This window comes from Streptomyces sp. NPDC015661 (genome assembly GCF_043077765.1).
Taxonomy (GTDB): domain Bacteria; phylum Actinomycetota; class Actinomycetes; order Streptomycetales; family Streptomycetaceae; genus Streptomyces.
Genome location: NZ_JBIBST010000006.1, coordinates 126,997 through 153,138, shown reverse-complemented (window position 1 = coordinate 153,138; position 26,142 = coordinate 126,997). Strand labels below are relative to the sequence as shown.

Annotated in this window: 22 protein-coding genes; 12 read left to right on the top strand and 10 right to left on the bottom strand. The window is 72.3% G+C overall.

The genetic code is table 11. From position 1 onward, the window contains the following. Nucleotides 1-76: 76 nt before the first annotated feature. From ACF07V_RS17745 to ACF07V_RS17725, 5 genes are read right to left on the bottom strand one after another with little or no spacing between them, the layout of a single operon-like run. Nucleotides 77-1,066, bottom strand: a complete 990-nt coding sequence (locus ACF07V_RS17745; RefSeq protein ID WP_392155103.1) for an ABC transporter ATP-binding protein — start codon at nucleotides 1,064-1,066, stop codon at nucleotides 77-79. Continuing rightward, nucleotides 1,063-2,067, bottom strand: a complete 1,005-nt coding sequence (locus ACF07V_RS17740; RefSeq protein WP_392155101.1) for an ABC transporter ATP-binding protein — start codon at nucleotides 2,065-2,067, stop codon at nucleotides 1,063-1,065. Before ACF07V_RS17740 ends, ACF07V_RS17745 begins: the two co-directional genes overlap by 4 nt. Further along, nucleotides 2,067-3,053 carry an ABC transporter permease gene (locus ACF07V_RS17735; RefSeq protein WP_392155100.1) on the bottom strand — a complete coding sequence of 329 codons (987 nt, stop codon included), beginning with the start codon at nucleotides 3,051-3,053 and terminating at the stop codon, nucleotides 2,067-2,069. The genes ACF07V_RS17740 and ACF07V_RS17735 overlap by 1 nt, the downstream gene beginning before the upstream one ends. Continuing rightward, entirely contained in the window at nucleotides 3,050-3,982 is a 933-nt protein-coding gene (locus ACF07V_RS17730) for an ABC transporter permease (protein ID WP_392155099.1), read from the bottom strand. The genes ACF07V_RS17735 and ACF07V_RS17730 overlap by 4 nt, the downstream gene beginning before the upstream one ends. An 8-nt stretch (nucleotides 3,983-3,990) precedes the next feature. Beyond that, nucleotides 3,991-5,733 (bottom strand): ABC transporter substrate-binding protein, encoded by a 1,743-nt coding sequence (locus tag ACF07V_RS17725; protein ID WP_392155097.1) that lies wholly within the window; start codon nucleotides 5,731-5,733, stop codon nucleotides 3,991-3,993. A gap of 217 nt (nucleotides 5,734-5,950) precedes the next feature. Between ACF07V_RS17725 and ACF07V_RS17720 the strand changes: the two genes are divergently transcribed. The 10 genes from ACF07V_RS17720 (at nucleotide 5,951) to ACF07V_RS17675 (ending at nucleotide 17,194) form a co-directional block, all read left to right on the top strand. Then, entirely contained in the window at nucleotides 5,951-7,108 is a 1,158-nt protein-coding gene (locus ACF07V_RS17720; protein WP_392155095.1) for an NAD(P)/FAD-dependent oxidoreductase, read from the top strand. 170 nt (nucleotides 7,109-7,278) lie between these two features. Continuing rightward, nucleotides 7,279-7,593, top strand: a complete 315-nt coding sequence (locus ACF07V_RS17715; protein WP_184930662.1) for a (2Fe-2S)-binding protein — start codon at nucleotides 7,279-7,281, stop codon at nucleotides 7,591-7,593. Beyond that, a complete protein-coding gene (locus tag ACF07V_RS17710) occupies nucleotides 7,574-9,076 on the top strand; it encodes an FAD-dependent oxidoreductase (RefSeq protein ID WP_392155094.1) in 1,503 nt (500 codons plus the stop codon). The genes ACF07V_RS17715 and ACF07V_RS17710 overlap by 20 nt, the downstream gene beginning before the upstream one ends. An 85-nt stretch (nucleotides 9,077-9,161) precedes the next feature. Continuing rightward, nucleotides 9,162-10,070, top strand: a complete 909-nt coding sequence (locus ACF07V_RS17705) for a dihydrodipicolinate synthase family protein (protein WP_392155093.1) — start codon at nucleotides 9,162-9,164, stop codon at nucleotides 10,068-10,070. A 191-nt stretch (nucleotides 10,071-10,261) separates the two neighbouring features. After that, the gene (locus ACF07V_RS17700; RefSeq protein WP_392155091.1) at nucleotides 10,262-11,647 is read left to right on the top strand and encodes an aldehyde dehydrogenase family protein; all 1,386 of its coding nucleotides are present in this window, start codon (nucleotides 10,262-10,264) and stop codon (nucleotides 11,645-11,647) included. An 84-nt stretch (nucleotides 11,648-11,731) separates the two neighbouring features. Next, a complete protein-coding gene (locus ACF07V_RS17695) occupies nucleotides 11,732-12,997 on the top strand; it encodes an alpha/beta fold hydrolase (RefSeq protein WP_392155089.1) in 1,266 nt (421 codons plus the stop codon). A gap of 159 nt (nucleotides 12,998-13,156) precedes the next feature. Further along, nucleotides 13,157-14,185, top strand: a complete 1,029-nt coding sequence (locus ACF07V_RS17690; RefSeq protein WP_392155087.1) for a PucR family transcriptional regulator — start codon at nucleotides 13,157-13,159, stop codon at nucleotides 14,183-14,185. Nucleotides 14,186-14,272: 87 nt separating this feature from the next. Beyond that, a complete protein-coding gene (locus ACF07V_RS17685) occupies nucleotides 14,273-14,962 on the top strand; it encodes an HAD family hydrolase (protein ID WP_392155085.1) in 690 nt (229 codons plus the stop codon). Further along, entirely contained in the window at nucleotides 14,959-15,696 is a 738-nt protein-coding gene (locus ACF07V_RS17680) for a hypothetical protein (protein ID WP_392155084.1), read from the top strand. The genes ACF07V_RS17685 and ACF07V_RS17680 overlap by 4 nt, the downstream gene beginning before the upstream one ends. A gap of 250 nt (nucleotides 15,697-15,946) precedes the next feature. Continuing rightward, nucleotides 15,947-17,194: a serine hydrolase domain-containing protein gene (locus ACF07V_RS17675; RefSeq protein ID WP_392155082.1), complete on the top strand. Its 1,248-nt coding sequence runs from the start codon at nucleotides 15,947-15,949 to the stop codon at nucleotides 17,192-17,194. Between the two features lie 13 nt (nucleotides 17,195-17,207). On the opposite strand, the gene ACF07V_RS17670 is transcribed toward ACF07V_RS17675, so the two are convergent. From ACF07V_RS17670 to ACF07V_RS17650, 5 genes are all read right to left on the bottom strand, one after another. After that, entirely contained in the window at nucleotides 17,208-18,287 is a 1,080-nt protein-coding gene (locus ACF07V_RS17670) for a C40 family peptidase (RefSeq protein ID WP_392155080.1), read from the bottom strand. Nucleotides 18,288-18,303: 16 nt separating this feature from the next. Then, nucleotides 18,304-18,789, bottom strand: coding sequence for a poly-gamma-glutamate biosynthesis protein PgsC/CapC (locus tag ACF07V_RS17665; RefSeq protein ID WP_351182053.1), 486 nt, complete (start codon nucleotides 18,787-18,789; stop codon nucleotides 18,304-18,306). 60 nt (nucleotides 18,790-18,849) lie between these two features. After that, nucleotides 18,850-20,364, bottom strand: a complete 1,515-nt coding sequence (pgsB, locus tag ACF07V_RS17660; protein ID WP_392155078.1) for a poly-gamma-glutamate synthase PgsB — start codon at nucleotides 20,362-20,364, stop codon at nucleotides 18,850-18,852. A 7-nt stretch (nucleotides 20,365-20,371) separates the two neighbouring features. Next, nucleotides 20,372-22,615 (bottom strand): HAMP domain-containing protein, encoded by a 2,244-nt coding sequence (locus ACF07V_RS17655; RefSeq protein ID WP_392155638.1) that lies wholly within the window; start codon nucleotides 22,613-22,615, stop codon nucleotides 20,372-20,374. Nucleotides 22,616-22,784: 169 nt separating this feature from the next. Further along, on the bottom strand, nucleotides 22,785-23,951 hold the full coding sequence (locus ACF07V_RS17650; protein WP_392155636.1) for a CapA family protein: 1,167 nt from the start codon (nucleotides 23,949-23,951) through the stop codon (nucleotides 22,785-22,787). Nucleotides 23,952-24,076: 125 nt separating this feature from the next. Here ACF07V_RS17650 and ACF07V_RS17645 point away from each other — a divergent pair, with 125 nt between their 5' ends. After that, the gene (locus tag ACF07V_RS17645) at nucleotides 24,077-24,976 is read left to right on the top strand and encodes a hypothetical protein (RefSeq protein ID WP_392155076.1); all 900 of its coding nucleotides are present in this window, start codon (nucleotides 24,077-24,079) and stop codon (nucleotides 24,974-24,976) included. A gap of 283 nt (nucleotides 24,977-25,259) precedes the next feature. Next, nucleotides 25,260-26,030: a hypothetical protein gene (locus ACF07V_RS17640; protein WP_392155074.1), complete on the top strand. Its 771-nt coding sequence runs from the start codon at nucleotides 25,260-25,262 to the stop codon at nucleotides 26,028-26,030. The last annotated feature ends 112 nt before the right edge of the window (nucleotides 26,031-26,142 follow it).

The window sequence follows — 26,142 nt, the reverse complement described above, 5'->3', positions numbered from 1 at the left end:
CCGTGATGTGGTGACAGTTCTGTCAGGAACATGAGGACGAGGAACATGAGCAGTTGTCAAGAGCGCGGGCGCGCCCTCACTTCTCCGCCGGGCCCTCGGGGAAGTGGCAGGCCACCTGCCGGGCCTCGCCCGGGGAGCCGATCCGCAGCAGCGGCGCCTCGGTGCGGCAGATCTCCCGGGCCTTGGGGCAGCGCGGGTGGAAGGTGCAGCCAGGCGGGGGAGCGGCGGGGCTCGGCGGGTCGCCGAGCAGCGTGATCCGCTCCCGGGCCCGCTCGGCCGCCGGGTCGGGCAGGGGTACGGCGGAGAGCAGCGCCCGGGTGTAGGGGTGGGCGGGCGCCGCGTACACCCGCTCCTTGGGGCCGATCTCCACGATCCGGCCGAGGTACATCACGGCGACCCGGTCGCAGACCCGCTTCACGACCGAGAGGTCGTGCGCGATGAAGAGATAGGCGAGGCCGAGCTCGCGCTGGAGCCGTTCCATGAGATTGACGATCTGCGCCTGGACGGAGACGTCGAGGGCGGAGACCGGCTCGTCGGCGACGACGAGGCGGGGGCCGGTGGCCAGTGCGCGGGCGATGCCGATGCGCTGGGCCTGCCCGCCGGAGAACTCGTGCGGGTAGCGGTCGATGTGCTCCGGGATCAGTCCGACGAGCTCCATCAGCTCCACGGCCCGTCTGCGCGCCTCGGAGGCCGAACTCCCCTGCACGAGAAGGGGGTCGGAGATGACGCGGGCGACGGTCTGCCGGGGGTTGAGGGAGGAGTGCGGGTCCTGGAAGACCATCTGGAGGTCGCGGCGCAGCGGTTTCAGCTCCCGCTGCGACAGATGGCTGATGTCGCGGCCGTCGTACGAGACGGAGCCGGCGGTCGGCTCCAGGAGCCGCACGATCATGCGGCCGGTGGTCGACTTGCCGCAGCCGGACTCGCCGACGAGCCCGAGGGTCTCGCCGGCCGCGACGTCGAAGGAGACGCCGTCGACGGCCCGCACGGGCGCCGAGCGGGCCCGCCGCCCGGGGAACGTCATGGTCAGGTCCCGGACGCTCAACAGGGAGGGAGCTGTGGTGGTCATGAGGGGACGCCTTCGTATGCGGGGAAGTGGCAGGCGGCCGGGTGTCCGTCCGGGCCGCCGAGCAGCGGGCGTTCGCCCGTGCAGCGGGCCCGCTCCTCCTCGGAGCCGGCGGCCGCGCGGGGACAGCGGGGCGCGAACCCGCAGCCCGGTGCCGGGTCGAGCAGGGAGGGCGGGCTGCCGGGGATCGCCCGCAGCGGCGCGTCGTCGGGGTCGTCGAGCCGGGGCAGCGAGTCGAGCAGACCCCGGGTGTACGGATGGGCCGGGGCCGCGAACAGGGCGTCCACCGGGGCGTGTTCGGCGGCCCGGCCGCCGTACATCACCAGGACGTCGTGCGCGACCCGGGCCACCACCCCCAGATCGTGCGTGATCATGACGACGGAGAGGCCCCGGTCCTGCTGGAGGCGGGCGATCAGTTCCAGGATCTGGGCCTGGACGGTGACGTCGAGCGCCGTCGTCGGCTCGTCGGCGATCAGCAGCTCCGGCTCGCAGGCGAGCGCCATCGCGATCATCACGCGCTGTCGCATGCCGCCCGAGAACTGGTGCGGGTACTCGCCGGCCCGGCGGCGGGGTTCGGGGATGCCGACCTCGCCGAGCGCCTCGACGGCCCGCGCGCGGGCGGCCGCGCGCCGGGACCCGAAGTGGACCCGGTGGTGCTCGGCGATCTGCTCCCCGACCGTGTAGTACGGGTGCAGGCTCGACAGCGGGTCCTGGAAGATCATCGCCATCCTCCGGCCGCGCAGCCGGTTGAGCTCGCGCTCCGGCAGGCCGATCAGTTCCCGGCCGGCCAGGGCGACGGAGCCGGCGACCTCGGCGCCGGTGTGCAGGCCCATCACGGCGAGCGAGGTGACGGACTTGCCGGAGCCCGACTCGCCGACGATGCCGAGGGTGCGCCCGGGCGGGACGTCGAAGGAGAGGGAGTCGACCGCCCGGACGGGGCCGCGCTTCGTCCGGAAGGTGACCGTGAGGTCCCGTACCGAAAGCAGGGGTGCGGAGTCGCCCATCAGTACCTCACTCGCGGGTCGACGACGGCGTACAGCAGGTCGACGGCCAGGTTGGCGACGACGATGAAGGTGGCGGCGAGCAGGGTCACCCCGAGGATGACGGGCTGGTCGCCGGTGGACAGGGCCCCGTAGAAGAGGCGCCCGATGCCGGGCAGTCCGAAGATGGACTCGGTGATCACCGCGCCGGCGAGCAGACCGCCCAGGTCCATGCCGAAGATGGTCAGGATCGGCGTCATGCCCGCGCGCAGCCCGTGCTTGACGACCACCGTGCGGCGCGGCAGACCCTTGGCGCGCGCGGTGCGGATGTACGGCTCCGCCATGGACTCGATCATCGAGCTGCGGCTCTGGCGGGCGTACATCGCGGCGTACAGGATCGCGAGCGCCAGCCAGGGGAGCAGCAGGTTGGTGGCCCAGGAGAGCGGGTCGGAACCGAAGGGCACGTACTGCGGGTAGGGGAGGAGCCCGGTCACCCGGATGAGGCCGTAGATCAGCAGGACCGAGGTGAAGTAGACGGGCAGTGAGGCGGCGGCGACCGCGCCGACCATCAGGGCCCGGTCGGTGAGCGCGTCCTTGTGCAGGGCGGCGGTGACGCCCGCGGAGAGTCCGAGCAGCAGCCAGATCGCGGCGGCGCCCAGGGCGAGGGAGGCGGAGACCGGCAGCCGGTCCACGAGCAGGTCCCACACGCCCTGGCTGTTCTCGTACGAGTAGCCGAGGCAGGGGAAGTCGCAGTGCAGGGCGTACTGGCCGCTGCCCATCGTGCGGCCCGTGAAGATGCCGGTGACGAAGTCGGTGAACTGCCGCCACAGCGGGGCGTCCAGGCCCATGTGGGCGCGGATCGCCTCCAGGCGTTCGGCGCTGCACGACTTGCCGCAGGCGGCGGCGGCCGGGTCGGACGGCAGGACGTAGAAGATGGTGAAGGTGACGGCGGCGATGGCGACGAGGACGCCGAGCACGCCGAGGAGCCGGCGGCCGAGGTAGAGGATCACGTGCCGCTCCCTCGCGGGTCGAGGACGTCGCGCAGCGCGTCGCCGAGGAGGGTGAAGGCGAGCACGGTGAGGAAGAGGCAGAGGCTCGGGACGACGAAGTACATGGGATCCGTGTCGTAGTAGGCGACGCTCTCGGCGATCATCTGTCCCCAGGACGGGGTGGGCGGGCGGACGCCGACGCCGAGATAGCTGAGGGCCGCCTCGGTGGCGATCATCCCCGGGACGATCAGGGTGGTGTACGCGATGACGGGCCCGGCGACGCCCGGCAGGATGTCGCGGGCGAGGATCCGCCAGGGGCCCGAGCCGCCGACGCGTGCGGCGTCGACGTACTCGCGGTGCTTGAGGGACAGGGTCTGGCCGCGGACGACCCGGGCGATGCCGGGCCAGCCGAAGAGGCCGATGACGGCGGTCATGAGCACGATCCGGTTGACGTCCCGCGCCACCGACATCATCGCGATCATGAAGATGAGCGAGGGGAAGGACATGGTGAGGTCCATCAGCCGGGAGAGCACGGTGTCGGTGCGGCCGCCGAAGTAGCCGGCGGCGATGCCGGCCGCCGTCCCGGCGACGACGACGATCGCCGTCGCCGAGAAGGCGATGAGCAGGGAGACCTGGGCGCCGTGCACGACCCGGGCGAAGAGGTCGCGGCCGGTGACGGGTTCGACGCCGAGCCAGTGCTCCGCCGAGACGCCGCCGAGCGGTCCGAGGGGCTGGCCGCCCAGGTACGGATCGACGGCGCTCTTGTCGAACTCCTCCGGGCCCCAGCCGCCCAGCGAGCCGATCAGCGGGGCGGCCACGGTCAGGAGCGCGAAGAAGACGACGACGGCGAGCGAGAGCTTCACGGAGGTCCGGCGGCGCAGCTCCGCCCGGGCGAGCTGCCAGGGCCCGCCGCCCGCCGTCACGGGCGGGGAGGTCGAGGTGGTGGTCATGGCCGCCTTCAGCTCGCGCTCTTCGACGGGTCCTTGAGGCCGACGGTCGCGAAGTCGATCTGTCCGCCGAAGGAGGTGTGGCCGAAGGCGCCGGCGATGTTCGTGCCGAGCAGCAGGGGCCTGCGCTCGATGACGACGGGTGCGGTCGGGGCCTTGGCGAGGATCTCGCCGTCGAGCTCCTGCCACGCCTCGTTGGCCCGGGCGGCGTCGGTCATGGCGGCGATGGCGTCCATCCGCTTCATGGTGGCGTCGTCACGGAAGAGGGAGTGGTTGCCGGAGTTGCCCTTCTCCTTGATGTAGCGGCCGTCGAAGACGAAGGGCAGGAAGGTCGACCCGGAGGGGAAGTCGGGGCACCAGCCGGTGTAGACGAGGTCCGTGCGGTTCTTGGTGTCGCCGATCGTGTCGTAGAACGCGGAGGGGTCGACGGTCTCGATGGTGACCTTGATCCCGGCGCGGCCCAGGGACTGCTGGATGGCCTCGCCGACCGACTTGTCGCCGTTGGAGACGGTGATGCTCGTCGAGAAGCCGTCGGCCTTCCCCGCCTCCTTGAGCAGCTGCTTCGCCTTCTCGACGTCGCCGGTGAGCGGGATCTTCAGGGTGTCGGGCTGCTTGCCGCCGAAGAGGGACGCGGGCATGAGCGCGGTGGCCGGGTCGTTGAGCGCGGGGCCGCCGGAGGCGGTGAGGATGGCCTCGCGGTCCAGGGCGTACTGCACCGCCTGCCGGACCTTGACGTCGTCGAAGGGCGCCCGGCCGGTGTGCATCTGGACCATCTCGGTGCAGCTGCTCGACTCGGCGAGGAGCCGCGCCCTGACCTCGGGCTTGGTGAGGACCTTGGGGGTGGACTCGGGGCGGAGCTTGTCCCACGCGACCGCGGAGGCGTCGGTGCCGGCGGCGGCGATGAGCCGGTCGTCGATCTGGTTGGCCTTGAGGCCCATGGTGACGACGATCCGGTCCGGGTACGCCTTGCGGACCGCGTCGGTCTTCGGGTCCCAGTGGGTGTTGCGGACGAGGACGAGCTGCTTGTCCCGGGCGTACGAGTCGATCTTGTACGGGCCGGAGGAGAAGGGGCGGTTGTCGTACTGGGGCCCCTTGTCCTGCGACGCGGGAACGGGCGCGAAGGTGGGCAGGACCGTCGCGTAGGGGAACTCGGCGAAGGGCTTGCGGAGTTCGAAGACGATGGTGCGGGCGTCGGGCGTCTTCACGGAGTCCAGGTGCTTGCCCTTGGCGGGGCCCTGGTAGCCCTCGGCGCCGACGAGGTAGCGGGCCGCGTAGTCGGGGCCGCCGGGCAGGTCGGGGGAGAAGGACCGCTCCACGTTGTACTTGACGTCCTGGGCGGTGATCGGCGACCCGTCCTCGTACTTCAGGCCCGGCTTGAGCCGGAAGGTCCAGGTCTTGGCGCCGTTCGAGGAGACGCCGAGGTCCTCGGCGAGGTCGGGCGTCAGCTGCCCGCCCTTCGCGCCGGGCTCCGCCCGGTAGGCCAGGAGGGTGCGGTAGAGCAGGCGGGTGCCGAAGTCCATGTCGCCCATCACCCAGTTGCGGGCCGGGTCGAGGTGGGTGAAGTCCTGGTTGGACAGGACGGTGAGCGTGCCGCCCTTCTGCGGGGTCCCGCCGACGATCGAACCGTTGGTGGAGGTGGCGGGGTTCTTGCGGTCCGGGGAGCCGCCGGACTTCCCGCCGCCGGAACAGCCGGTCATGCCGAGGGCGAGGGTCGTCACCAGGGCCGTGGCCATGGTGCGGGTGCGCTGGTTCATGGGTGGTCACTCCGGGAGAGCAGCAGTCGGACAGCCGGCGTCGATGAGCGAGCGGCTGGAATGTGACCGGTAACATAGTAATGTGAAATTGCACTGACAAGGTGTCGGAAGCTCCGTTACTCATCCGTGTCCGGGTGGCGCGAGCGGCGGCGGCGCCGCAACTGAGAAGCTCCCCGCGGGTCTTGGCAACTCCAGTGCCATGTGAAATATTACTGCCGTGCCCACGAGAAACACCTCGGATGTCATCGTCGTCGGCGCCGGCGTCGTCGGCGCGGCCTGCGCCCACTACGCCGCCCGAACCGGCCTCACCGTCACCGTCGTCGACCGCGGTTCCGTCGCCGGCGGAACGACCGGGGCGGGCGAGGGAAACCTCCTGGTCTCCGACAAGGAACCAGGGCCCGAACTCGAACTCGCCCTGCTCGCCACCGCGTTCTGGCAGGAGCTGGCCGAACTGCTCCCGCCGCAGGTCGAGTACGAGGCCAAAGGCGGCCTCGTCGTCGCCTCGGACGAGTCCGGGATGCGCGCCCTGCGCGACTTCGTCGCCCGCCAGAAGAAGGCGGGCGTCACCAGCCAGGAGGTCCCCGCGGACCGGCTCCACGACCTGGAGCCCCACCTCGCACCCACCCTGGCGGGCGGCTTCCTCTATCCCCAGGACGCCCAGGTGATGCCCGCCCAGGCCGCGGCCCGGCTGCTGCGCACGGAAGGCGACCGGATCCGGCTGCGCCTCGGGGAGGAGGTCACCGCCCTGCTCACCGGCTCGGCCGGAGAGATCCGCGGCGTACGGACCACGGCCGGCGAGCTCCACGCCCCGTACGTGGTCAACGCCGCCGGAACCTGGGGCGGCGCCCTCGCCGAACTCGCGGGCGTGCACCTCCCCGTACTGCCCCGCAGGGGCTTCGTCCTCGTCACCGAACCCCTCCCGCGCGTCGTGCGCCACAAGGTGTACGCCGCCGACTACGTCGCGGACGTCGCCAGCGGCTCCGCCGCGCTCCAGACCTCGGCCGTCGTCGAGGGCACCCCGGCGGGCCCCGTCCTGATCGGCGCCAGCCGGGAACGGGTCGGCTTCGACCGGACGCTCTCCACCGAGGTCCTGCGCCGGCTCGCCGCCGGAGCCACCGCGCTGTTCCCGGTCCTCGGGACCGTACGGGCCATCCGCACCTACCTCGGCTTCCGCCCGTACCTGCCCGACCACCTGCCCGCGATCGGCCCCGACCCCCGCGTCCCCGGCCTGCTCCACGCCTGCGGCCACGAAGGAGCGGGCATCGGACTCGCCCCCGTGACGGGGCGGATCGTCGCCGCCTGCCTGACCGGCGCCGCACCGCCCCTCGACATCCACCCGTTCCGGCCCGACCGGTTCGCCGACACCGCACCCTGAGATGCCGGACCGGTTCGCCGACACCGCACCCTGAGATGCCGGACCGGTTCGCCGACACCGCACCCTGAGATGCCGGACCGGTTCGCCGACACTGCACCCCGAGGTGCCGGACCGGTCCGCCGAACCCGCACCCCGAGGTGCGCGCACCCACCGTCACGAGAGGAGGGCCCGTGGCCCGCACCCCCGCCGACCTCGTCGGCGCACAGCCCGATCCGCCGTTCGAGATCACCTTCGACGGCCGTCGCGTCACCGCCCTGCCGGGCCAGACCGTCGCCGCAGCCCTCTGGGGCGCCGGCATCCTGGCCTGGCGCACCACCCGGGACGGCGGCCGCCCGCGCGGCGCCTTCTGCGGCATCGGCCAGTGCTACGACTGCCTCGCCACCGTCAACGGCGAACCCAACCGGCGCGCCTGCCTGGTCCCGGCCCGCCCCGGCGACGCGATCACCACCCAGGAGGGACACGGCCATGACCGCCTCACCGTCTGAGCCGGACACGTACGACCTGGCGGTCGTGGGAGCCGGTTCCGCGGGGCTCTCCGGTGCCGTCACGGCCTCCGAACTCGGCCTCTCCGTCGCCCTCCTCGACACCTCCTCGCAGACCGGCGGGCAGTTCTACCGGCATCCCGCGCCCGCGCTCGGCGCCGTACGGCCCGAGGCGCTGCACCACGACTGGTCCGCCTTCACCGACCTCCGCCGGCGCCTCACCGGCAGCGGCGCCGCCCACCTCGCCGGACACCACGTGTGGTCCACCGTGCGGGAGGACGACGGGACCTGGACGGTCCACGCGGTCACCGGAGCCGACGGCGGAGGCGAGCGGCCCGTACGCATCAGGGCCCGGGCCCTGCTGCTCGCCACCGGCGCGTACGAACGCCAACTCCCCTTCCCCGGCTGGACCCTGCCCGGTGTCGTCGGCGCCGGAGGAGCCCAGGCCATGCTCAAGTCCGGCCTCGTGCTGCCCGGCCGCCGCATCGTCGTCGCCGGCAGCGGCCCCCTGCTGCTCGCCGTCGCCTCCTCCCTCGCCGCCGCCGGCGCAGAGGTGCCGGCCGTGGTCGAGGCCGCCGGCTACCTCCGCTACGCCCGCAGCCCCCGGGCTCTCCTGGCCAACCCGGGGAAGGCCGCCGAGGCCCTGCTGCACGGAGCCGGACTGCTCCGGCACCGGGTCCCCGTCCGGCTGCGCAGCGCCGTCACCGAAGTCCACGGCACCGACCGGGTCGAAGGCGTCACCGTCACCCGCCTGGACGCCGACTGGCGCCCCGTACCGGGAACGGGCCGCCGGATCGCCTGCGACGCCCTGGCCGTCGGCCACGGTCTGGTCCCGCAGATCGAGCTGGCCACGACCGTGGGCTGCGCCACCCGGCCCCTCCCCGACGGCACCCTCGGCCTCGCCCTGGACGAGCTCCAGGAGACCTCGGAGCGCGGCCTGTGGGCGGCGGGCGAGACCGGAGGTGTGGGAGGTGCGGAACTCGCCCGCACGGAAGGCGAGTTGGCCGCTCGGGCCATCGTCGCGCGGCTTCTCGGCCGCCACACCGGAGCGGGCCGGATCGCCGAACTGTGCCGCCGCCGGGACCGGATGCGCGCCTTCGCCGCCGTGATGGCGGCGGCCCACGCCCCCGGCCCGGGTTGGCAGCGCTGGCTCACCGACGACACGGACGTGTGCCGCTGCGAGGAGGTCAGCGCCGGCCGCGTCCGCGAGGCCGTCACCGAGCTCGGCGCACGGGACGCGCGCACCGTCAAACTCCTCACCCGGGCAGGGATGGGCTGGTGTCAGGGGCGGATGTGCGGGACGGCCGTCGCCTGCCTCGCCGCGGGCGACGGAACCGCCGAACCGCCCGCGGAGCGCCGCCCGTTCGCCGTCCCGGTGCGACTCTCGGCGCTGGCCGCCCTCGACGAGGACCCGAACCCGGACCCGGACCCGACCCCGGATCCGACCCCGAATCCGACCCTGGACCTGGATCCCGACGCTTCCTAGAGCCTGAGCCTGAAAGAGAGGCCCGTGCGGGCCTCTCTCCTTTCCCCCTCTGTAAAATGTCACACACTATAGAAAGGTCATCGCCATGACCACCACCACCTGGAACGCCGACCGCCCCTGGCGCGGCATCATGGTCGCCACCACCCTCCCCTTCCGCGAGGACCTCTCCGTCGACCACGACGCCTACGCCGAGCACGTCGCCTGGCTGATCGCCAACGGCTGCGACGGCGTCGTCCCGAACGGCTCCCTCGGCGAGTACCAGACCCTCACAGACGCCGAGCGCGCCCAGGTCGTCCGTACCGCCGTCGAAGCGGCCGGGGACGGCGCTCGGGTCATGCCCGGAGTCGCCGCCTACGGCAGCGCGGAGTCCCGCCGCTGGGCCGAGCAGGCCGCCGAGGCCGGCTGCGGCTCGGTCCTCCTCCTGCCGCCCAACACCTACCGCGCCGACCCGGCGGCCGTCCGCGCCCACTACTCCGAGGTGGCCGGCGTCGGGATCCCTGTCGTCGCCTACAACAACCCCTTCGACACGAAGGTCGACCTCACCCCCGACCTGCTCGCGCGGCTGCACGGCGACGGCAGCATCGTCGCGGTGAAGGAGTTCAGCGGCGACGTCCGGCGGGCGTACGAGATCGCCGAACTCGCCCCGGAGCTGGATCTGCTGATCGGCGCGGACGACGTCCTCCTGGAGCTGGCGGTGGCCGGCGCCGTCGGCTGGATCGCCGGCTACCCCAACGCCTTCCCCGCCAGCTGCGCCACGCTGTACCACGCCGCCGTCGCGGGCGACCTGACGACCGCGCTGCCGCTGTACAAGTCCCTGCACTCCTTGCTGCGCTGGGACTCGAAGACGGAGTTCGTCCAGTCCATCAAGCTCTCCATGGACATCGCGGGCCGTCCCGGCGGTCCCACCCGGCCGCCGCGCCACCCGCTCACCGGCACGACCGAGGCCGCCGTGCGGACGGCCACGGGGAAGGCCGTCGCGGAGGGCCACCACTGACGACCGCCGCCGACGGCTGTGGCTGACCCCCGCCGCCGTCGGCGCCGCTCCGCCCTCCCGCTCCGCACGCCGCTCCGTACCCCGGCTCCGTGCGCCGATCCGTACCCGCGCTCCGTACCCCGGCTCCGTACGCCGATCCGTACCCCCGCTCCGTGCTCCGATCCGTACCCCCTTCCCGGAGGCCTCCTCCCGTGACCGACGCACTTCCCACCCTCCTGTCCCGCAACCCGGCCGACCCGGGCGACGTGCTCCTGGAGATGGCCGCCCCCGGCGCCTTCGCGGCCGTCGACACCGTAGAGCGGGCCCGTGCCGCGCAGCCCGGCTGGCTGCTCGCCGGTGCCGCCGCGCGCTCGGCCGCTCTGGGGGCGATCGCCACCGCCGTCGAGGCCGCGGCCGGAGAACTCGCCGAACTCGCCGTGCGCGAGGTCGGCAAGCCGCTCTCCGAGGCCCGGGCCGAGGTGGCCAGGACCGCCGCGATCTGGCGCTACTACGCGCAGGCCCCCTACCAGCCCACCGGCGCCGTCCACGAGACCGCGGCAGGGGCCGGACTCCTCCTGACCCGGCGCCGCCCGCACGGTGTGGCCGGGCTCATCACGCCCTGGAACTTCCCCTTCGCCATCCCCACCTGGAAGGCCGCCCCCGCGCTCGCGGCCGGGAACACGGTCGTCCTCAAGCCCGCCCCCGAGGCCACCGCGTGCGCCCAGCGCCTCGCGGAGATCGTCCAGAAGGCCGTGCCGGAAGCGGTGTTCACCGTCCTTCCCGGTGGCGCGACCGAGGGCAACGCGCTCGTCTCGGCCGCCGACGTCGTCTCCTTCACCGGCTCCACCCCCGTCGGCCAGGCCGTCGCCCGGGCCACGACCGCCCGGGGCATCCCGGCGCAGGCCGAGATGGGCGGCCTGAACGCGGCGCTCGTGCTGCCCGACGCGGACATCGAGCAGGCGGCCGGCCACATCGCCGCGTCCATCGCCGGGTACGCGGGCCAGAAGTGCACCGCCACCAGCCGCGTCATCGCGGTCGGCGCCGCACTCGACCCGCTGCGCGAGGCCCTCTCCGAAGCACTGAAGGCCCTTCCCGTCGGCGACCCCGCCGACCCGGCCACCGTGTGCGGGCCGCTCATCCAGGAGGGCGCCCGCGACCGGATGGTCGACGCCTGCCGCGGGCTGACCACGCTCGCCGGCGGCAGCGCGCTCGACAGGCCCGGCTGGTACGCGGCCCCCACCCTCGTCGAGAAGGTGGCACCCGGGCACCGGCTGCTGCGCGAGGAGGTCTTCGGCCCCGTCGCGACCCTGCTCCCCGCCGACGACCTCGCCCACGCGATACGGATCACCAACTCCGTGCCGTACGGCCTGGTGACCTCGGTCCACACCGCCGACCTGAACACGGCCCTGCAGGGTCTCGACCTGCTCGACACCGGCATGATCCGGATCAACGCCCCCTCCACCGGCGTCGACTTCCACCTGCCGTTCGGCGGCTCCAAGGCCTCCAGCCACGGGCCGCGCGAACAGGGCAGCGCAGGCCTGGAGTTCTACACGTCCGGCCGGACGTACACCCTGGCGCCGGCGGGCCCCGCGGCGTGAGCTCGTACGGTGGTGAGCCCGGCCCGAAGGATCACCACCGTACGCACCGACGTGCCCGGCCCCCACACCCCAGCGAGAGAACCCATGAATCCCGCGTACGCGACCGCCGACCACACCTTCACCGTCCCCCTGGACCACCGGACCCCCGACGGCCCCACCCTCCAGGTCTTCGCGCGGGAGGTCGCCGACCCGGCCCGCGCCGACGAGGAACTGCCCTGGCTGCTCTACCTCCAGGGCGGACCCGGCGGCAAGTCGCCCCGGCCGTCCGCCGGTTCGCCCGGCTGGCTGCGCCACGCCCTGAAGACCCACCGGGTGCTCCTCCTCGACCAGCGCGGCACCGGCCGCTCCAGCCCGGTGACCGCGCGCTCCGTCGCCCGCTTCGACTCGCCCGGCCGACTCGCCGACCACCTCGCGCACTTCCGTGCCGACGCGATCGTCGCCGACGCCGAGCTGATACGCCGCGAACTCTGCGGCGACACCCCGTGGGAGACCCTCGGGCAGAGCTACGGCGGCTTCCTCACCCTCACCTACCTCTCCCACGCGCCCCAGGGCCTGCGTGCGTGCTACGTCACGGGCGGTCTGCCCGGTCTCACCGCCACCGCCGACGACGTGTACGCCCGCACCTACCCCCGGGTCCGCGACCGGGTCCTCGACTTCTACGCCCGCTACCCGCAGGACGCTCCCCGGCTGCGGAAGATCGCCGACCTCCTCGCGGCCGAGGACGTCCGCCTGCCGGACGGCGACCGGTTCACCCCGCGCAGGCTGCGCACGCTGGGACTCGTCCTCGGCATGGGCGACGGCTTCGAGCGCCTCCACTGGCTGCTCGACGAAGCCCTCGACGGCGAAGGCGAGTTGACCGGCACCTTCCTGCACCAGGTGATGTCCCTGACCGGCTTCGCCGACAACCCGCTCTTCGCCGTCCTCCAGGAGACCCTGTACGGCCAGGGCGACGGCCCGACCGACTGGGCGGCCGCCCGCGCCCTCGCGGACCTTCCCCAGTTCGCCGAGGACGCCGACCCGCTCCTGCTCACCGGGGAGATGATGTACCCCTGGATGTTCCGCGAGATCAGCGGCCTGCGCCCCTTCGCCGACGCCGCCGACCTCCTTGCCGCGCGCACCGACTGGCCGCCGCTGTACGACCCGCGCCGCCTCGCGGCGAACGAGGTGCCGCTCGCCGCCGTCGTCTACCACGACGACATGTACGTCGACGCGGGGCTCTCCCTGCGCACGGCCCGTGAGGTCGGCGCCACGCGGGTCTGGGTCACCAACGAGTGGGAGCACGACGGCCTCTCGGCCTCGGGCGACGGCGTCCTCGCCCGGCTCATGGAGATGGCGGCGGGCCGGGCCTGACCGACGACCGGTGGGATGAACGCCCCGGGTTCGGGATCCATGACGGCCGCCCTCCGGGCCCGGCGTCCGCGAGATCACCCGCCGTCCGTCGCGCATCCCGCCCCGATCACGCGCCGATCGGCGCGCCCCGGCCGTTCGTCCCTCTGCGATCCTTCTGTCATGGAGGCACTGGCCGTACGGCTGTCGGGACTCGATCCGTACGTCGACGGCGCGATGCGCATCGTCGCGTTCTACGACACCCTGATGCGCCGTCGCGTCGACCTCGCGGCCCTCGCCCGCGCCTCGGCGGGCCTGGCCGAGTGCGTCGCCGGGATCCGGCTCCACGGCACCGGCCGCACGACCCGCGTCTCTCCCCACGGCACACCGGCGTCCACCCCGCCGGCGCCCGCCTCCACCGAGGCGCCGATCACCCTCGACGAGGAGGAGATCGGCACGGTCTGGCTGGAGCGCCCCGGCCCGCCCAACCCGCTCGACGAGGTCCTCCTCGACCGCTTCGCCATCGCCGCCGCTGCCGCCGCCGAACGCTACGGCCCCGCCCGCACCACCATGGCCGACCCCGCCCTCGTCGAACTGGTCATCAGCTCCGACAGCGACGACGCCGCCCGGGCCCGCGCGCTCCGCCTCCTGGGCTTCGCCCCCGACCTCCCCGTCCACGTCGTCGCCGTACGCACCTGCCTGCCGCTCGACCGCATCGGCACCCTGGTCTGCCCGGGCCGCCCGGTGAAGGCGGCCCCCCTCGCCGACGTGGGCGTCATCCTGGCCACCACCCTGGACCGTACGGGCTTCCCCGCAGGGGTACGGGCGGGCATCGGGACCACCGAGAGCCCGGACCGCTCCTGGCGCCAGGCCCGCACGGCGCTCCGCTTCACCTCCCCGCGCGAACCCGTCGTCCACCACAGCGACCTGGGCGCTCTCGGCCTCCTGGCCGACATCCCCGAGGACGCCGTACGGGACAACCCCGACGTGACCGCGATCGCCGGCCTGTCACCGGAGGACCTGGAGACCCTGGACGCGTACTGCGCCACCGCTTCCGTCCGTCGCGCGGCCGACCTCCTCCACCTCCACCACAGCAGCATCGCGCGCCGCCTCGATCACATCGGCAAGACCCTCACCCTGGACCTCACCGCCCCCACGGGCCTGACCCGGGCCCGACTTGCCCTCACCGCATGGCGCCTGCTCGACGACTGAACAACCGCCACGAGAAAGGACATTGACGGCTCCGTTCGCGCCTGAGAGCCTGCCTGCGATCAAGAAACGCCAGGTCTCGGGGGAGACATGCCCTTCTTCGCAGCAGTGTTGTTCGACTGGGTCGGAACGCTCGTCGTGCCCAAGTGGGGTCCGGTACCCGGGCGGCCGAAGGGGGCCGCGTGGATCGAGCGGACCCTGCTCCGGCTCGGCCGTGACGCTTCGGAGGCGGAGACACGGCGGATCAGCGAGGCCCTGAGCGAGGCGGGGGGACGGCCGGAGGTGGCCGGCGGCTGGTCCGACGTGTCCGCCGCCGCGCACCGCGAGGGCTACGACACCTGGGTGCGGGCCGCGGCGATCGACCCGGCCCTGGCCGACGCCCTCTACACGACCCTCTCCGACCCCGCCGGCAATCCGTTCGCGACGGATGTCGCACCCGCCCTGGCGGCGCTCAAGGCCGCCGGCCTGAAGGTGGCCGTCATCAGCGACATCCACTTCGACATCCGGCCCGCCTTCGAGAAGGCCGGCCTGGACGCATACGTCGACAGCTACGCCCTCTCCTTCGAACACGGCCTGTGCAAGCCCGACCCCGCCTTCTTCGGCGTCGCCCTGGACCAGCTAGGAGTGCGCCCCGACGAGGCCCTCATGGTCGGCGACCGCTCCACCCGCGACGGCGGAGGCGTCGAAGCCGGTCTCGCCACCCTCCTGCTGCCGCCCCTGACCCGGACCGCCGAGGAACGGCTGCACCTGGTACTCGGGGCCTGCGGGATCGCCCGATGACACCTCAACCACCCCTCACCTACGTGGAGTTCGTCGACCTCGCCGCCGCCGACCCGGCCGTCCTCGGCCTCGTCCTCAAGGGGTCCAGGGCGCACGAGGGCATGACCACCGAGCACTCCGACCACGACCTGTACGTCGTCCTCGCCGAAGGCGTCCCGACCCCGCTCACCCGGTACGCGGGACACCGCACCCCGGAGCTCGACCTCGTCCTGCTCACCCTCGACGCCTTCCGGTCCCTGGGGATGCCGGGATTCGAGCGGTACGCCCTCGCCCGCGCCCGGGTCGTGCTCGACCGGCTCGACGGAGGCATCGGCCGGATCCTGGCCGCCAAGGCGCGCCTCACCGCCGATGAGGCGTCCCGCGCCGCCGCGATGTGGCTCGACGCCTACGCCAACTCCCTCTACCGCTCGCTCAAGAACGACAGGGACGGCCACGGCCTCGCGGCCCGGCTCGACGCCACCGACAGCATCGGCCACCTGCTGGAACTGCTCTTCGCGCTCGACCGCCGCCCGCGTCCCTACAACAAGTACCTGGAGTGGGAGCTCGTCCGGCACCCGCTGCCCGGCTGGGACACCGACGCCCTGCTCGACGCCGTGGACCGCATCTCTGGATCGGGTGACGTCTCCGCTCAACGCCGGCTCTTCGCCCTGGTGGAGGCGGAGGCCCGACGCCACGGACACGGAGAGGTGCTCGACGCATGGGGCGAGGACCTGGAACTGATGCGCGGGCGGTAAGGGGGTAACGCACGGGACTTTCCGGACGGGGCACCGCGCGGGAGTTTCCGGACGGGGCATCGCACGGGACTTTCCGGACGCCCCCTGGGCGTACGGGCCTTTCTCGGGGGCGGCCCTCAGGGTCCCGGTCCGGGGGACTCGGGGTCGGCTCCGGGTGATCACGGATGGTCACCGGGCAGCGGGGACGCGAGAGTTGATGGTGTCAGGGGGGCGCAGCGAGCCCCACCGCCTCAGCAGAACGGAGCAGCCCGTGCGTGTCCGTCCGTCCACTCTCCGCCGCCTCGCCGTGGCCGGCCTCGCCGCCTCGGTCCTCACCGTCGGAGCCGGCGTCCCCGCCGCCACGGCCCTCGCCCCGGGGCAGCCGCCCACGGCGAGCACGGCGGCCGCCTTCGATCCCGAGCCCCTGCGGAAACTGGTCACGCCCCTGCCGAGCTACCAGGCCGGTGTCCTCGTCAGAGTCGACGGACCGGGCCGCGGCCCCCTGTGGACGGGTACCGCCGGTCCCGTCACCGCGGACGACCACTTCCGCATCGGCAGCGTCACGAAGGTCTTCACCCACACGGTGGCCCTGCAGCTGGTCGCCGAGCACCGCATCGGTCTCGACGACCCGGTGAGGCGCCACCTCCCGGATCTGATTCCCGCGGACTACGGCACGGTCACGGTGCGGCAGTTGCTCGACCACACCAGCGGGCTGCCGAAGCCCGCCCCCACCCCCGGCCCGCCGTCGGTCCCCGGCAGCGACCCCGGGTGGTGGCTGAAGGGCGTGACTCCCTCGGACGGCGTGCGCGACACCTTCGCGCTCGCCGCGCAGGACCACGAGTGGAACGCACACCGTCCCGCCCCCGGCACGGTCCAGCAGTACAACGGGATCAACACGGTGATCGTCGGCCTGCTCGTGGAGAAGGTCACCGGCCACACCTTCCGGCACGAGCTCGACCGGCGGATCCTCCGCCCCCTCCAGCTGCGGGACACCAGCCTGCCCGCCGCCGGCGACCTCACCCTCCCCGGCCCGCACACCCGTGTGTACGTCGACGGCGACGAGGTCACCGAGCAGAACCCCTACCCGTGGGCGGAGGGCGGGATGATCTCCACCGCCGCCGACCTGGACCGCTTCATGACGGCCCTCTTCCGTGGCCGCCTGCTCCCGCCGGCCGAGCAGGAGGTGGCCTTCTCGGTCCCCGAGGTGCCCAACGCCTTGGCGAACAAGAACTGCCTCAAAGCCGGCACCGCGTGTTTCGGCCCCGTCGGGCTGATGCGGCTCACCCTGAACAACGGCGTCACGGTCTGGGGCAAGACGGGATCCCGCCCCGGCTGGGAGAACGGCATGTTCGCCACCCGTGATCTCGAACGCCGCCTGGTCTACTCCTTCAACCCCAACGGCACAGGGACAGGGCGCCAGTACGGCGACTACATACAGGCCGTCGCCGGCGCCGCGTTCACCGGAGTGACCGGAGCGACTGGGGCGACCGGGGTGGACGGGCCGAACGGCGCGCGCTGACCGCCGCCGGTCCTCAGAGGCGCTTCGCGCTGCGCAGGGTCTTGGCGTAGTAGCCGTTGCCGTCGAGGCGGGAGACACCGCCGATGTCGCCGATCGTGGGGCCGTTGACCTCCTCGCGGCTGGAGACGAAGATCAGGTGCCCCTCGGTGTCGTGACCGAGGACCATGCCGACGTGGTCGAGCCGCTGCCCCGTGCGCGTGTCGAGCTTGAAGAAGACGAGGTCGCCCGGCTGCAGCTGGTCGATGGCGGTGGGGCGGTCCTTGGCGGCGATGCCGGTCAGCGGCAGGACGTCGACGCCCTGGTCGGAACGGGCCATGCCGTTCGCGGTGCGCGGCAGGCCGTCGCCGGACTTGTCCGAAGACATCAGCGGGTAGCGCGCGCGGTACCCGAGGACCATGCGCATGAAGCCGGAGCAGTCGAGCGAGCGGGCCCGAAGGGCCTCCGGTGTACCGACGGCGCCGTCCCGGAAGGGGTACGGGAGGCCGAGGTAGTCGTAGAAGTCGGACTGCTCCAGGCGGAGGTCCCCGCCCTCGGCTCCGGTGCTGTTCAGCGGTCCGAAGTTCGCGTCGCCCGCGAAGACGCGCCCCTGCTCGTCCTTGCGCTGCGGCGCGCCGGCCACGTACTGGAAGGCGAACGCGAAGATGTCGTCCTCCTTGCTTTCCTTGTTCTCGTCGTACCAGTCCTTGAACCACTTCTCGTTCTCCGCGCCCTTGGCCCAGGGCTTCGGCATGAGCCGGATCCAGTCGGTCGTGGAGACCTTGGACGCCGTCGAGGTCGGTTCGGCGAAGGTGCGCGCCGGGCCCGTGAGCTTCGCGGTGCGCGCGCCGTCGGTGAGGACCGCCTCGACCTGGCCGTCGGCGCCGCGGAGCACGCTGCGCGCGGGGCTCTCCAGGCGGGACCACCGTTCCCCGCCCGTGGGGTCGGCCGCGCCCGCCTGGTTCCCGGTCCCGTTGAGCACGCCGACGTTGCGTACCTCGGTGACGCCCCGGTCCTCCTGCTTGCGCAGCTCCAGGGTGAGGTACCCCGAGGTCGCGACGAGCCCGAGCACCGCGAGGCCCGAGAGGAGCGGTCGTGACTTCTTCTTCCCTGCCATGGTTCTTCCTTGGTTCTCAGGCGGCGGCGGGCATGACGCCGAGCAGCAGGCCGGCGGCGACGACGATGTAGGCCAGGAGCGAGACGGAGGCCGTCGCCAGGAGCGTGGGTCCCTTGGGCTGGCGGACCAGCTGGTAGGCGATGAGGCCGGGCACGATGAACCCGAGGGTCTGGTTGCCGTACAGCAGGGGGAACTCGAGCGAGAGGACGATCATCACCGTGGCCTGGAGCAGCACCCCGAGGAGGACCACCGCGGCGAACAGCCGCTTGCCGTAGAGGATCACAAGGCGCTGCATGACCTTGGTGCCCGCGTAGGTCAGTGCGGTGACGCCCACGACCATGGCCGCGCGCTGGAGGTCCTCGATGAGGGTGAGGGCGAGCCAGCCCGGGGTGATCATCCCGCCGGGGGAGAGGTTGGTCGTGAGGTAGCACAGCAGGGAGAACAGCAGACCGATGGCGATGCCCAGGGCGGCCATCTCGGGGGTCAGTGCGGCGGTGGTCAACGGGGGGCTCCGGGCGCGGTTACGGGTGGTGAGGCGGGCGGTCGGTGGGGGACCGGCGGGTCAGGAGTGCGGAGGGGTGCGGTCGTCGCCCTGGTGGGGCGGCTGGTGGAACCAGCCGAAGGACTCCTCGGGTCCGGGCACGCTCCACCCGTCGTCGGGGTCCCGATGGGCGGTGAGCACCACCGGCCCGGGGTGGACGCCGGTGGGCTGGAGCGGGATTCGCACCAGCGGGATCTCCTGGGTCTGGGCGGCCTGGTACCGCTCCTCCTGGGCCAGGGGGTAGGAGGCGTACGGGTCCAGGCGCGGCGGCTGGGCGTGGCCCGCCGGCGCCTGCTGCGGCCAGGTGCCGTCCGTGCCGTACTCGGCGTACTGGTCGGCGCCGTCGTCGGTGCTGTCGTCGGCCGGCAGCTCGGCGAGGTATTCGAGCAGCTCCTCGCCCTGGCCGTGGATGTTGCCGATGGCGACGAGCGAGGAGCCGTCGGGCATCCGCCCCAGCAGGGCCGGCATGAACTCCTCGGCCGGTCGCCGGTCGCCGCCGAGGTCGACCGCCCGGTCCCGCCAGGCGGCGGGAATGGCGTCGATGGCGCTCTTCGCGGGGTGACCGATGACGAAGACGTTGTCCGGCCGCAGGTCGGGGATGATCTCGCCCATCTGCCCGTTGCGTTCGACGCGGTCGGGACGGCAGTTGATGACGACGTTCAGGGGGCGGCCGACGGCCCCGAGGTCGAGCAGCTGGTTGACGTTCATCAGGGTCGACTCGGGGTCGTTCGCGGCGAAGACGTTCGCGAAGGCGAGGCGCCGGTTGGCGGGCGTGACGTAGCGCTCCACCGAGAGGACACCGGGGTCCGGCGGGGCGTCGTACATGCCCTGCAGCGCGACCTCCCGGTCGATGCCGAGGAGCTCCGCGACCGCCAGGGCGATCGCGACGTTCTCCTTGAACGTGAACCAGCTGAAGCCGCGCAGTTCGGCGTCGCTGACCGTCTCGGGGTCGGCGTACACGAGCCGGCAGTTCCGGGCGTTCGCCTCCTCCTGAAGGATGTGGAAGCGCTCCTTCTCCGCCGTCACGCAGATGCCGTTCTCCGGCATCGAGCGGCACAGGGAGCGGGCCACGTCGTCCAGGGTGGGGCCCATCTCGGCGAGATGGTCCTCGCGGACGTTGCACAGGACGCCGATCGTGGAGCGGATCAGCTTGCTCTGGTTGACCTCCTGGAGCGCCGGCATGACGGCCATGCACTCGATGACGAGGGCGTGCGGCCGGTAGGTGGCGGCCCGGCGCACGATGCCGATCTGCTCCACCACGTTGGCGATGCCGAACTTCCGGTAGACCGGCTCCTCGGTCGCGTCGGGGTGGATGAAGCGCGCCGCCGTGCCCGTCGTCTTGGCGACGGTCACGAGGCCGCCGCCGCGCAGTGCTCCCGCGCACAGCCGGGTGATGGACGACTTGCCCCGGATGCCGTTGACGAGCACCCGGGTCGGGATGGTGTGGAGGGCCGCGTAGTGCCGGCGCTGTTCCACGATGCCCGCGATCAGCAGGAGCACCCCGCTGATCAGCAGGACGAAGTAGAGGTAGAGCACGGCCTTGTCACCTTCCGCCGACGCCGGGCCGGGTCTCCGCGGACCGGCGCGCCTGGTTGTGTCTGTGGGCCTGCGCCTGCTGGCGCAGCAGTTCGAGGCTGCGGACGACGGCGCCCACCTCGTCCTGGTACCGGGGGTACAGCACGGTCTTGAGGTCGCCGTCCACGAGCTTCTCGGCACTGACGGCGAGGGCGCGCAGCGGCCGTACGACCACCAGGTGGACCCAGCCGAGGCAGAAGATGATCGCGGCGAGCCCGAGCATTCCGGCGAGCACGCTGCGGTCCTCGCGTTCGTACGGGGCGATCTGGAAGCGCGAGGCGTCCTGGTGGCTGACGACGGTCCAGCCGATGTCGGCCGTGACGCCGCCGCCGGAGAACGGGGCGGCAGCGGCGACGGTGACGCCGTTGCCCTCCCGGATGAGCAGGCCGTTCTCGACGGGACCGGCTCCGACGCGCATGCCGGCGGCCCGGACGAGGTCGGTCAGGGGGCCGTCGGGGAGTTCCTCGAACGCCAGGAAGCCGTTGCCGGCGGCGACGGTCTGCCCGGCGGCGTCCACCACACGCACGTCCCCGAGGCCCGGCCGGGCGAGGAGCGAGTTGAGGAACTCCACCCGGATCTCGCCGACCAGGGTGCCGCCCTCCCGCTCCGGCAGCGGGGCGCCGGCCTGGACGATCGGTTCCTTGCCGCCCTGCCCGGACACCCGGACCGGCGGCAGGTCCTTGCCACGGCTCCAGTCGTGGGGCTCGGAGCCCGCCCGCGCGGTGATCTCGCCGTCGGCGCCGACGACGTACAGGGACCGGTAGCGGGGGTGCTTGAGGAGCGCCTCCTCAAGGAGCCGGCCGGTGTCCTCGGGGTTCTCCTCCCCGATCAGACGGGCCGTGGAGACGATGTCGGCCTGCGCCTCGTTGAGCGCCCTGCGCAGCCGGTCGGCGATCAGGTCCGTACGGTCGCGCTGGTCGTTCACCATGGGGGCCGGCACGCTGACCGAGTCGTCCGTGCGGTTCAGGAGCAGGCCGACGGGGACGCACCACAGGAGCAGCAGCGCCGCCGTCACCACCAGCGGACCGCGCCCGCCGACCAGGGTCCGCCGGCGCGGGGCGGCACCGGAGTCCGCGCCGTCACCGGCGAGCTGCCGGCGCAGGCGTTCGAGAGCGGTACCGATGCGGGCGGCCTCTCCCCAGCGGGGCACGGAGACCGGACGGGTCAGATCGCCGCGGGCGAGCCGGCGGGACTCCAGGAACAGGCGCAGCAGCGGCCGCTGCACGGTCGCCCAGAGGACGGTCACCGCGAGGAGCCCGAGCAGCACGAGGACGCCCGCGGCCGCCAGGCCGTACAGCTCGAGGCCCTGGTCGGAGGTCGACTGCTTGACCGAGGGCAGCAGCGCCACCACCGTGAGCCCGAGACCGGCGGCCTGGCTCTGCTTCTCCTCCGGGTTGGCGGCGGCGAGCGAGGCGTAGCCGGCCGTGGCGACGCGGCCGTTGTACTCGCCGCCCAGGAGGGTGCCACTGACACCGGGGTAGCCCCGCGAGCCGGGCTCCTTCGCGCTGACAGGGTGCTGTTCGGTGCGCACCGCGGCCTGGTCGGCGAGGCGGCTCATCTGCTGGTGGAGGAAGGAGAGCTCCTGGCGCTCCTGGTCGGAGTTGAGCGCTTCGGCCTGCTCGAAGCCGGCCGTGCCGAGGATCTCGCCGTTCTCGGCCACCACGGCCATGCTGCGGAAGGGACCGAGGTTGATGGCCGGCACGGACAGGCTGCTGGACGCGAGCAGCAGCTGCTGCGGCCGGTCGGGCCAGTCCAGTACGGCCATCGTCATCAGGCGGACGTCGCCGGCCTCCAGCCGCACCATGCGGGGTGTCAGGGCCTGCTTGCCGAGGAGGACGTCCTTGTCCAGCCAGGAGAGGGGAATCGTTTCCCCTCGGGCGGCGAGGACGTCCCCGCTCTCCAGGTCGACGACCGTGGTGCCGGTCCACTTCTGGTAGGTCCGGCCCAGGTCCGTGAGGATCCGTTCGGGCTTCACCGGGCGCCCCGCGCTCAGCGCGGCGGCGGTCCGCTCCAGGTCGGTGACCCGCTCGTCGATCGAGGCGCGCAGCGCGATGGCGCCGTCCTCGGCGAAGTACTGCTGAGAGGACAGCACCGCCGGCGGTACCACCGTGTCCTTGCCGGGACCGAGCACCTTGGCCGTCAGGCCGGCCAGGCCGAGGATCAGCACGCACAGGACCGCGATCGGCGGGCGGATGCCGCCGAGCAGCGGCATGTCGGCGCGCCTGCGGCTCCGGCGCCGCCCTCCTCGCACGCGGTACGCGGCATTGGTCGATGTCACTGCTGCTCTTTCTGATTCCGACTGCCGCCGCACACACGGGCCGCCACTGACGTGGGCCCGGGCGGCCGCGGTGATGAACGCACGGAACGGACGGTGCGAGGGCTCAGTACTCCAGGGAGAGCTCGGCCAGGCCGTCGCCCCCCGGAGCTCCTCGGTTGAAGAGGAAGCCACGCGTCCGTTCGGCGGCGAGGCGGTAGCGGGAGAGGCGGTCCGAGGTCAGGTCGTCCGGGTGGTCGAGCATGTGCCGGACGTCGACGAGCCGGTGCTCCTGGACGGCGCCTTCGGGGAGCTTCTCACCGGGCTCGGCGTCGGGCGGGACGTCCACCAGGGTGGTGCGGTAGCGGGCCGACACGTCCCAGCCGGAGGCGGTCTCCCGGAACTCGAACCAGCCGATCGCCCCCTCCTCGGTCAGCCCCGTGGGCGTGGAGTGCCGGGCGACCTGGTTGCCCAGGCTGTAGGCGACCCACTTGCCGTTCAGCTTCTGGATCGGCTGCACCACGTGCGCGTGGTGACCGATCACCAGATTGATCCCGGTCTCCTGGGTGATCCGCTCGGCCAGCTCAAGCTGGGGGACGCTCGGCTCGTTGTAGTGCTCCAGGCCCCAGTGGAGCGAGAGGATCACCACTTCGGCGCCCTGCGCCCGGGCTCGCTTCTCGGCCTTCTTGATCTCGTCCGTGCCGATCCGGTTGAACGACCAGCGTTCCTTGTCGGACGTCGGGTTGAGGAAGGACTCCCACGAGTAGGCCAGGTGTGCCACCTTGACGCCCTTGACGTCGCGGATGTTGATCTTCTGGGCTTCCTCGGGCGTGCGGGCCGACCCGGTGTGACCGAGCCCCACCCGGTCCATCGCGTTCAGTGTGGTGCGGATGGCCTTGAGGCCGTGGTCGTTGGTGTGGTTCGAGGCCGTCGAGCAGGTGTCGTATCCCACGTCCTTCAGGGTCGTGAGGATCTGCGGCGGCACCAGGAACTCCGGATACCCCTGCCAGGGTCCCCGGGGGGAGCCGACCGGCGTCTCCATGTGACAGATGGCCAGGTCGGCCTTGCTGATCACCGGCTTCACACCGGCCATCAGCGGGCCGAAGTCCAGTCCGGCCTCTCCCTTGCCCGTCTTCTTCGCGTCCCGGGCGGCCTGCTCGACCAGCTCCGGGTGGATGAGAACATCTCCCGCGGCGGCCACGGTGAACGAACGCCCGCCGGGCTTGCTCTGCGGCTCCGTGGGAGCGGACGCACAGCCGACGGTGAGAGCGGCGAGGGCCGCCGTCACTGTCAGTGCACGACCTATGGGGAGAGAATCGCAGAATGTCACCGGCCGATCTTCACACGGGCTTCAAGATCGACTATGCTCAGGGCGTCACGAGATCATCACTTTTTCTTCACCTGCTGTTCGCTGTCGGAATGACACTCTCCCTTCTCGGCTGCGCATCAACGGCGAGTGGCGACACGGAAGCGGAGCGTCCGCATGCCCGTGAGCTCGTGAACCTCGACGACCGGATCGTCGCGTACGGAAAGCAGGCCGGCGCCCGAGCGCCCTACATGCCCCCGGGCGACGCCCGGCGCGAGGCTCTCGCCCGCGGTGTCGGTCACCTCCTGGACGGCGAGCTCGAAGAGGCCGAGAAGGGCCTCGCCGCCGTCGGCTTCCGCCTGACCAGGCTCACCGACTCCGCCTCCGGCCGGCGTTACGACGAGGTCGCCGCCCTCGGGACCGGGGCCGAGGCGCGATGGGGGCGGCTCTACGTCAACGCCGACGCCGCCGTCCGCTGGAGCGTGCAGGTGCCCCACCCGGTGGCCGACCGCGGCACCGAGGCCCTCGGCGCCGAACTCCTGGAGAACGCGCCGGGCGGCTCTCTCGTCCTCGCCGGCGCCCACCGCACCTCCGGTCGGGGAGACGCGGCGGACGTCGCCCATCGCACCGACAGCGTCTTCCACGCGATCGTCATGGAACTGCAGAAGCGTGGCATTCCCGGCCTTCAGCTGCACGGCTTCGCCGAGGCGTCGGACCGCCCCTACGACGCCATCCTCTCCACCGGCGCCGCGCGGACCGCACCCGAGGAGGTCGCGACCCTGGCGGCGCGCATGGAGGCCCGCGGACTTCGCGTCTGCAGGGGGTGGTCCGACCGATGCCCCCTGGAAGGGGCCATGAACGTCCAGGGGAAGGCGGCGGAACGCCACCGCACGGCCTTCATCCACGCCGAACTCGCCCCGGCGGCGAGGGACGGCGACACGACGAAGGCCGCCCGGACGCGGACGGCCCTCTCCGGCCTCCTCGAAGCGTGGTCGGCCACGGGGCGCCCCTGAGTCGGCCCCTCCCGACGAAAGATCTCGACGGACGCCCCGCCAGGGGCGTCCGTTTCCCTTCGCCAGGTCCGCCGAATTCCCCTGTGAGTTCGGCGGATATTTGTTTGCATTTGCCTGCGGGTGGTCGGTAAATGCGATGAGATCTAGCCCCTGCGATGTATTCCCGTCATCACACGGACGAATCACGGCCGGATTATTTGTTTTCATGGACCGGCGTTGCTCTAATTCTCGCTTGAACAAGCGGGATCTCTCATCCCGTGCGGAAATCAGGGAAAGGATCGTCATGCGGGCCACACGAGCCTTGCTGGTGGGAGCTTCGGTACTCGCCCTCGGAATGGGCACCCCCACCGTCTCCCAGGCACTGGGCTGGGAACACCCCTGGACGGCGCACAACCAGAGCAGCACGCTCTCCCCGGCACACAGCGACGGGGACAAGGACAAGGAGCACCACAAGGGGAAGGGCGGCACGTACGACCTGGACCACAGCTGCAAGGGCGGCACGTTCGGCTACTGCACGCAGAACGCGGTCTTCGCCCCGACGATCATCGGAGACCTCGGGCTCACGACCGGGCTCATCGGCCTGACCGGCACCACGGGCCAGAACGGCCAGACGGCCACGACCACCAGCACCACCAGCACCACGAGCACGACCCAGACGACATCCACCACCGCCACCACCGCCACCACGTCCACCACGGCGACGACCGCCACCACCACGCCCCCGCCGCCGAACCAGTGGTGCTCGCCCGGTTACTGGTTCAACCGGGGGCTCGACAACTGGCCGGCGCCCTACGACCCGGCCACGTCGACCTGGAGCGACCTGCCCACGCCTCCCTACACCGACACCCTCGCGCGCACGAACGCCGGTGTCGCGGCAAATGCGCCCGCGAATCCGCTGCTCACCTACATCTGGAACCCGCAGAACGCGAACAATTTCGCCGCTTGGTACGTTCGCCCCCGCGGCGAGGTCCTGAACGACATCGCGGACGTGCTCAGCTCCGCCGCCGGTCTGACCTGGACCGACAAGAACACCGCGACGTGCCCCCTCAACTGAACCGAAGAACGGTCGCCGGCATGCCGAGCGGCCGCTGAAACAACCGGGCGACGCTGAATTCACCGGCGACGTCTCGGGCGTGCGGCCCGTGTGGTGGTCGTTCACCACCACA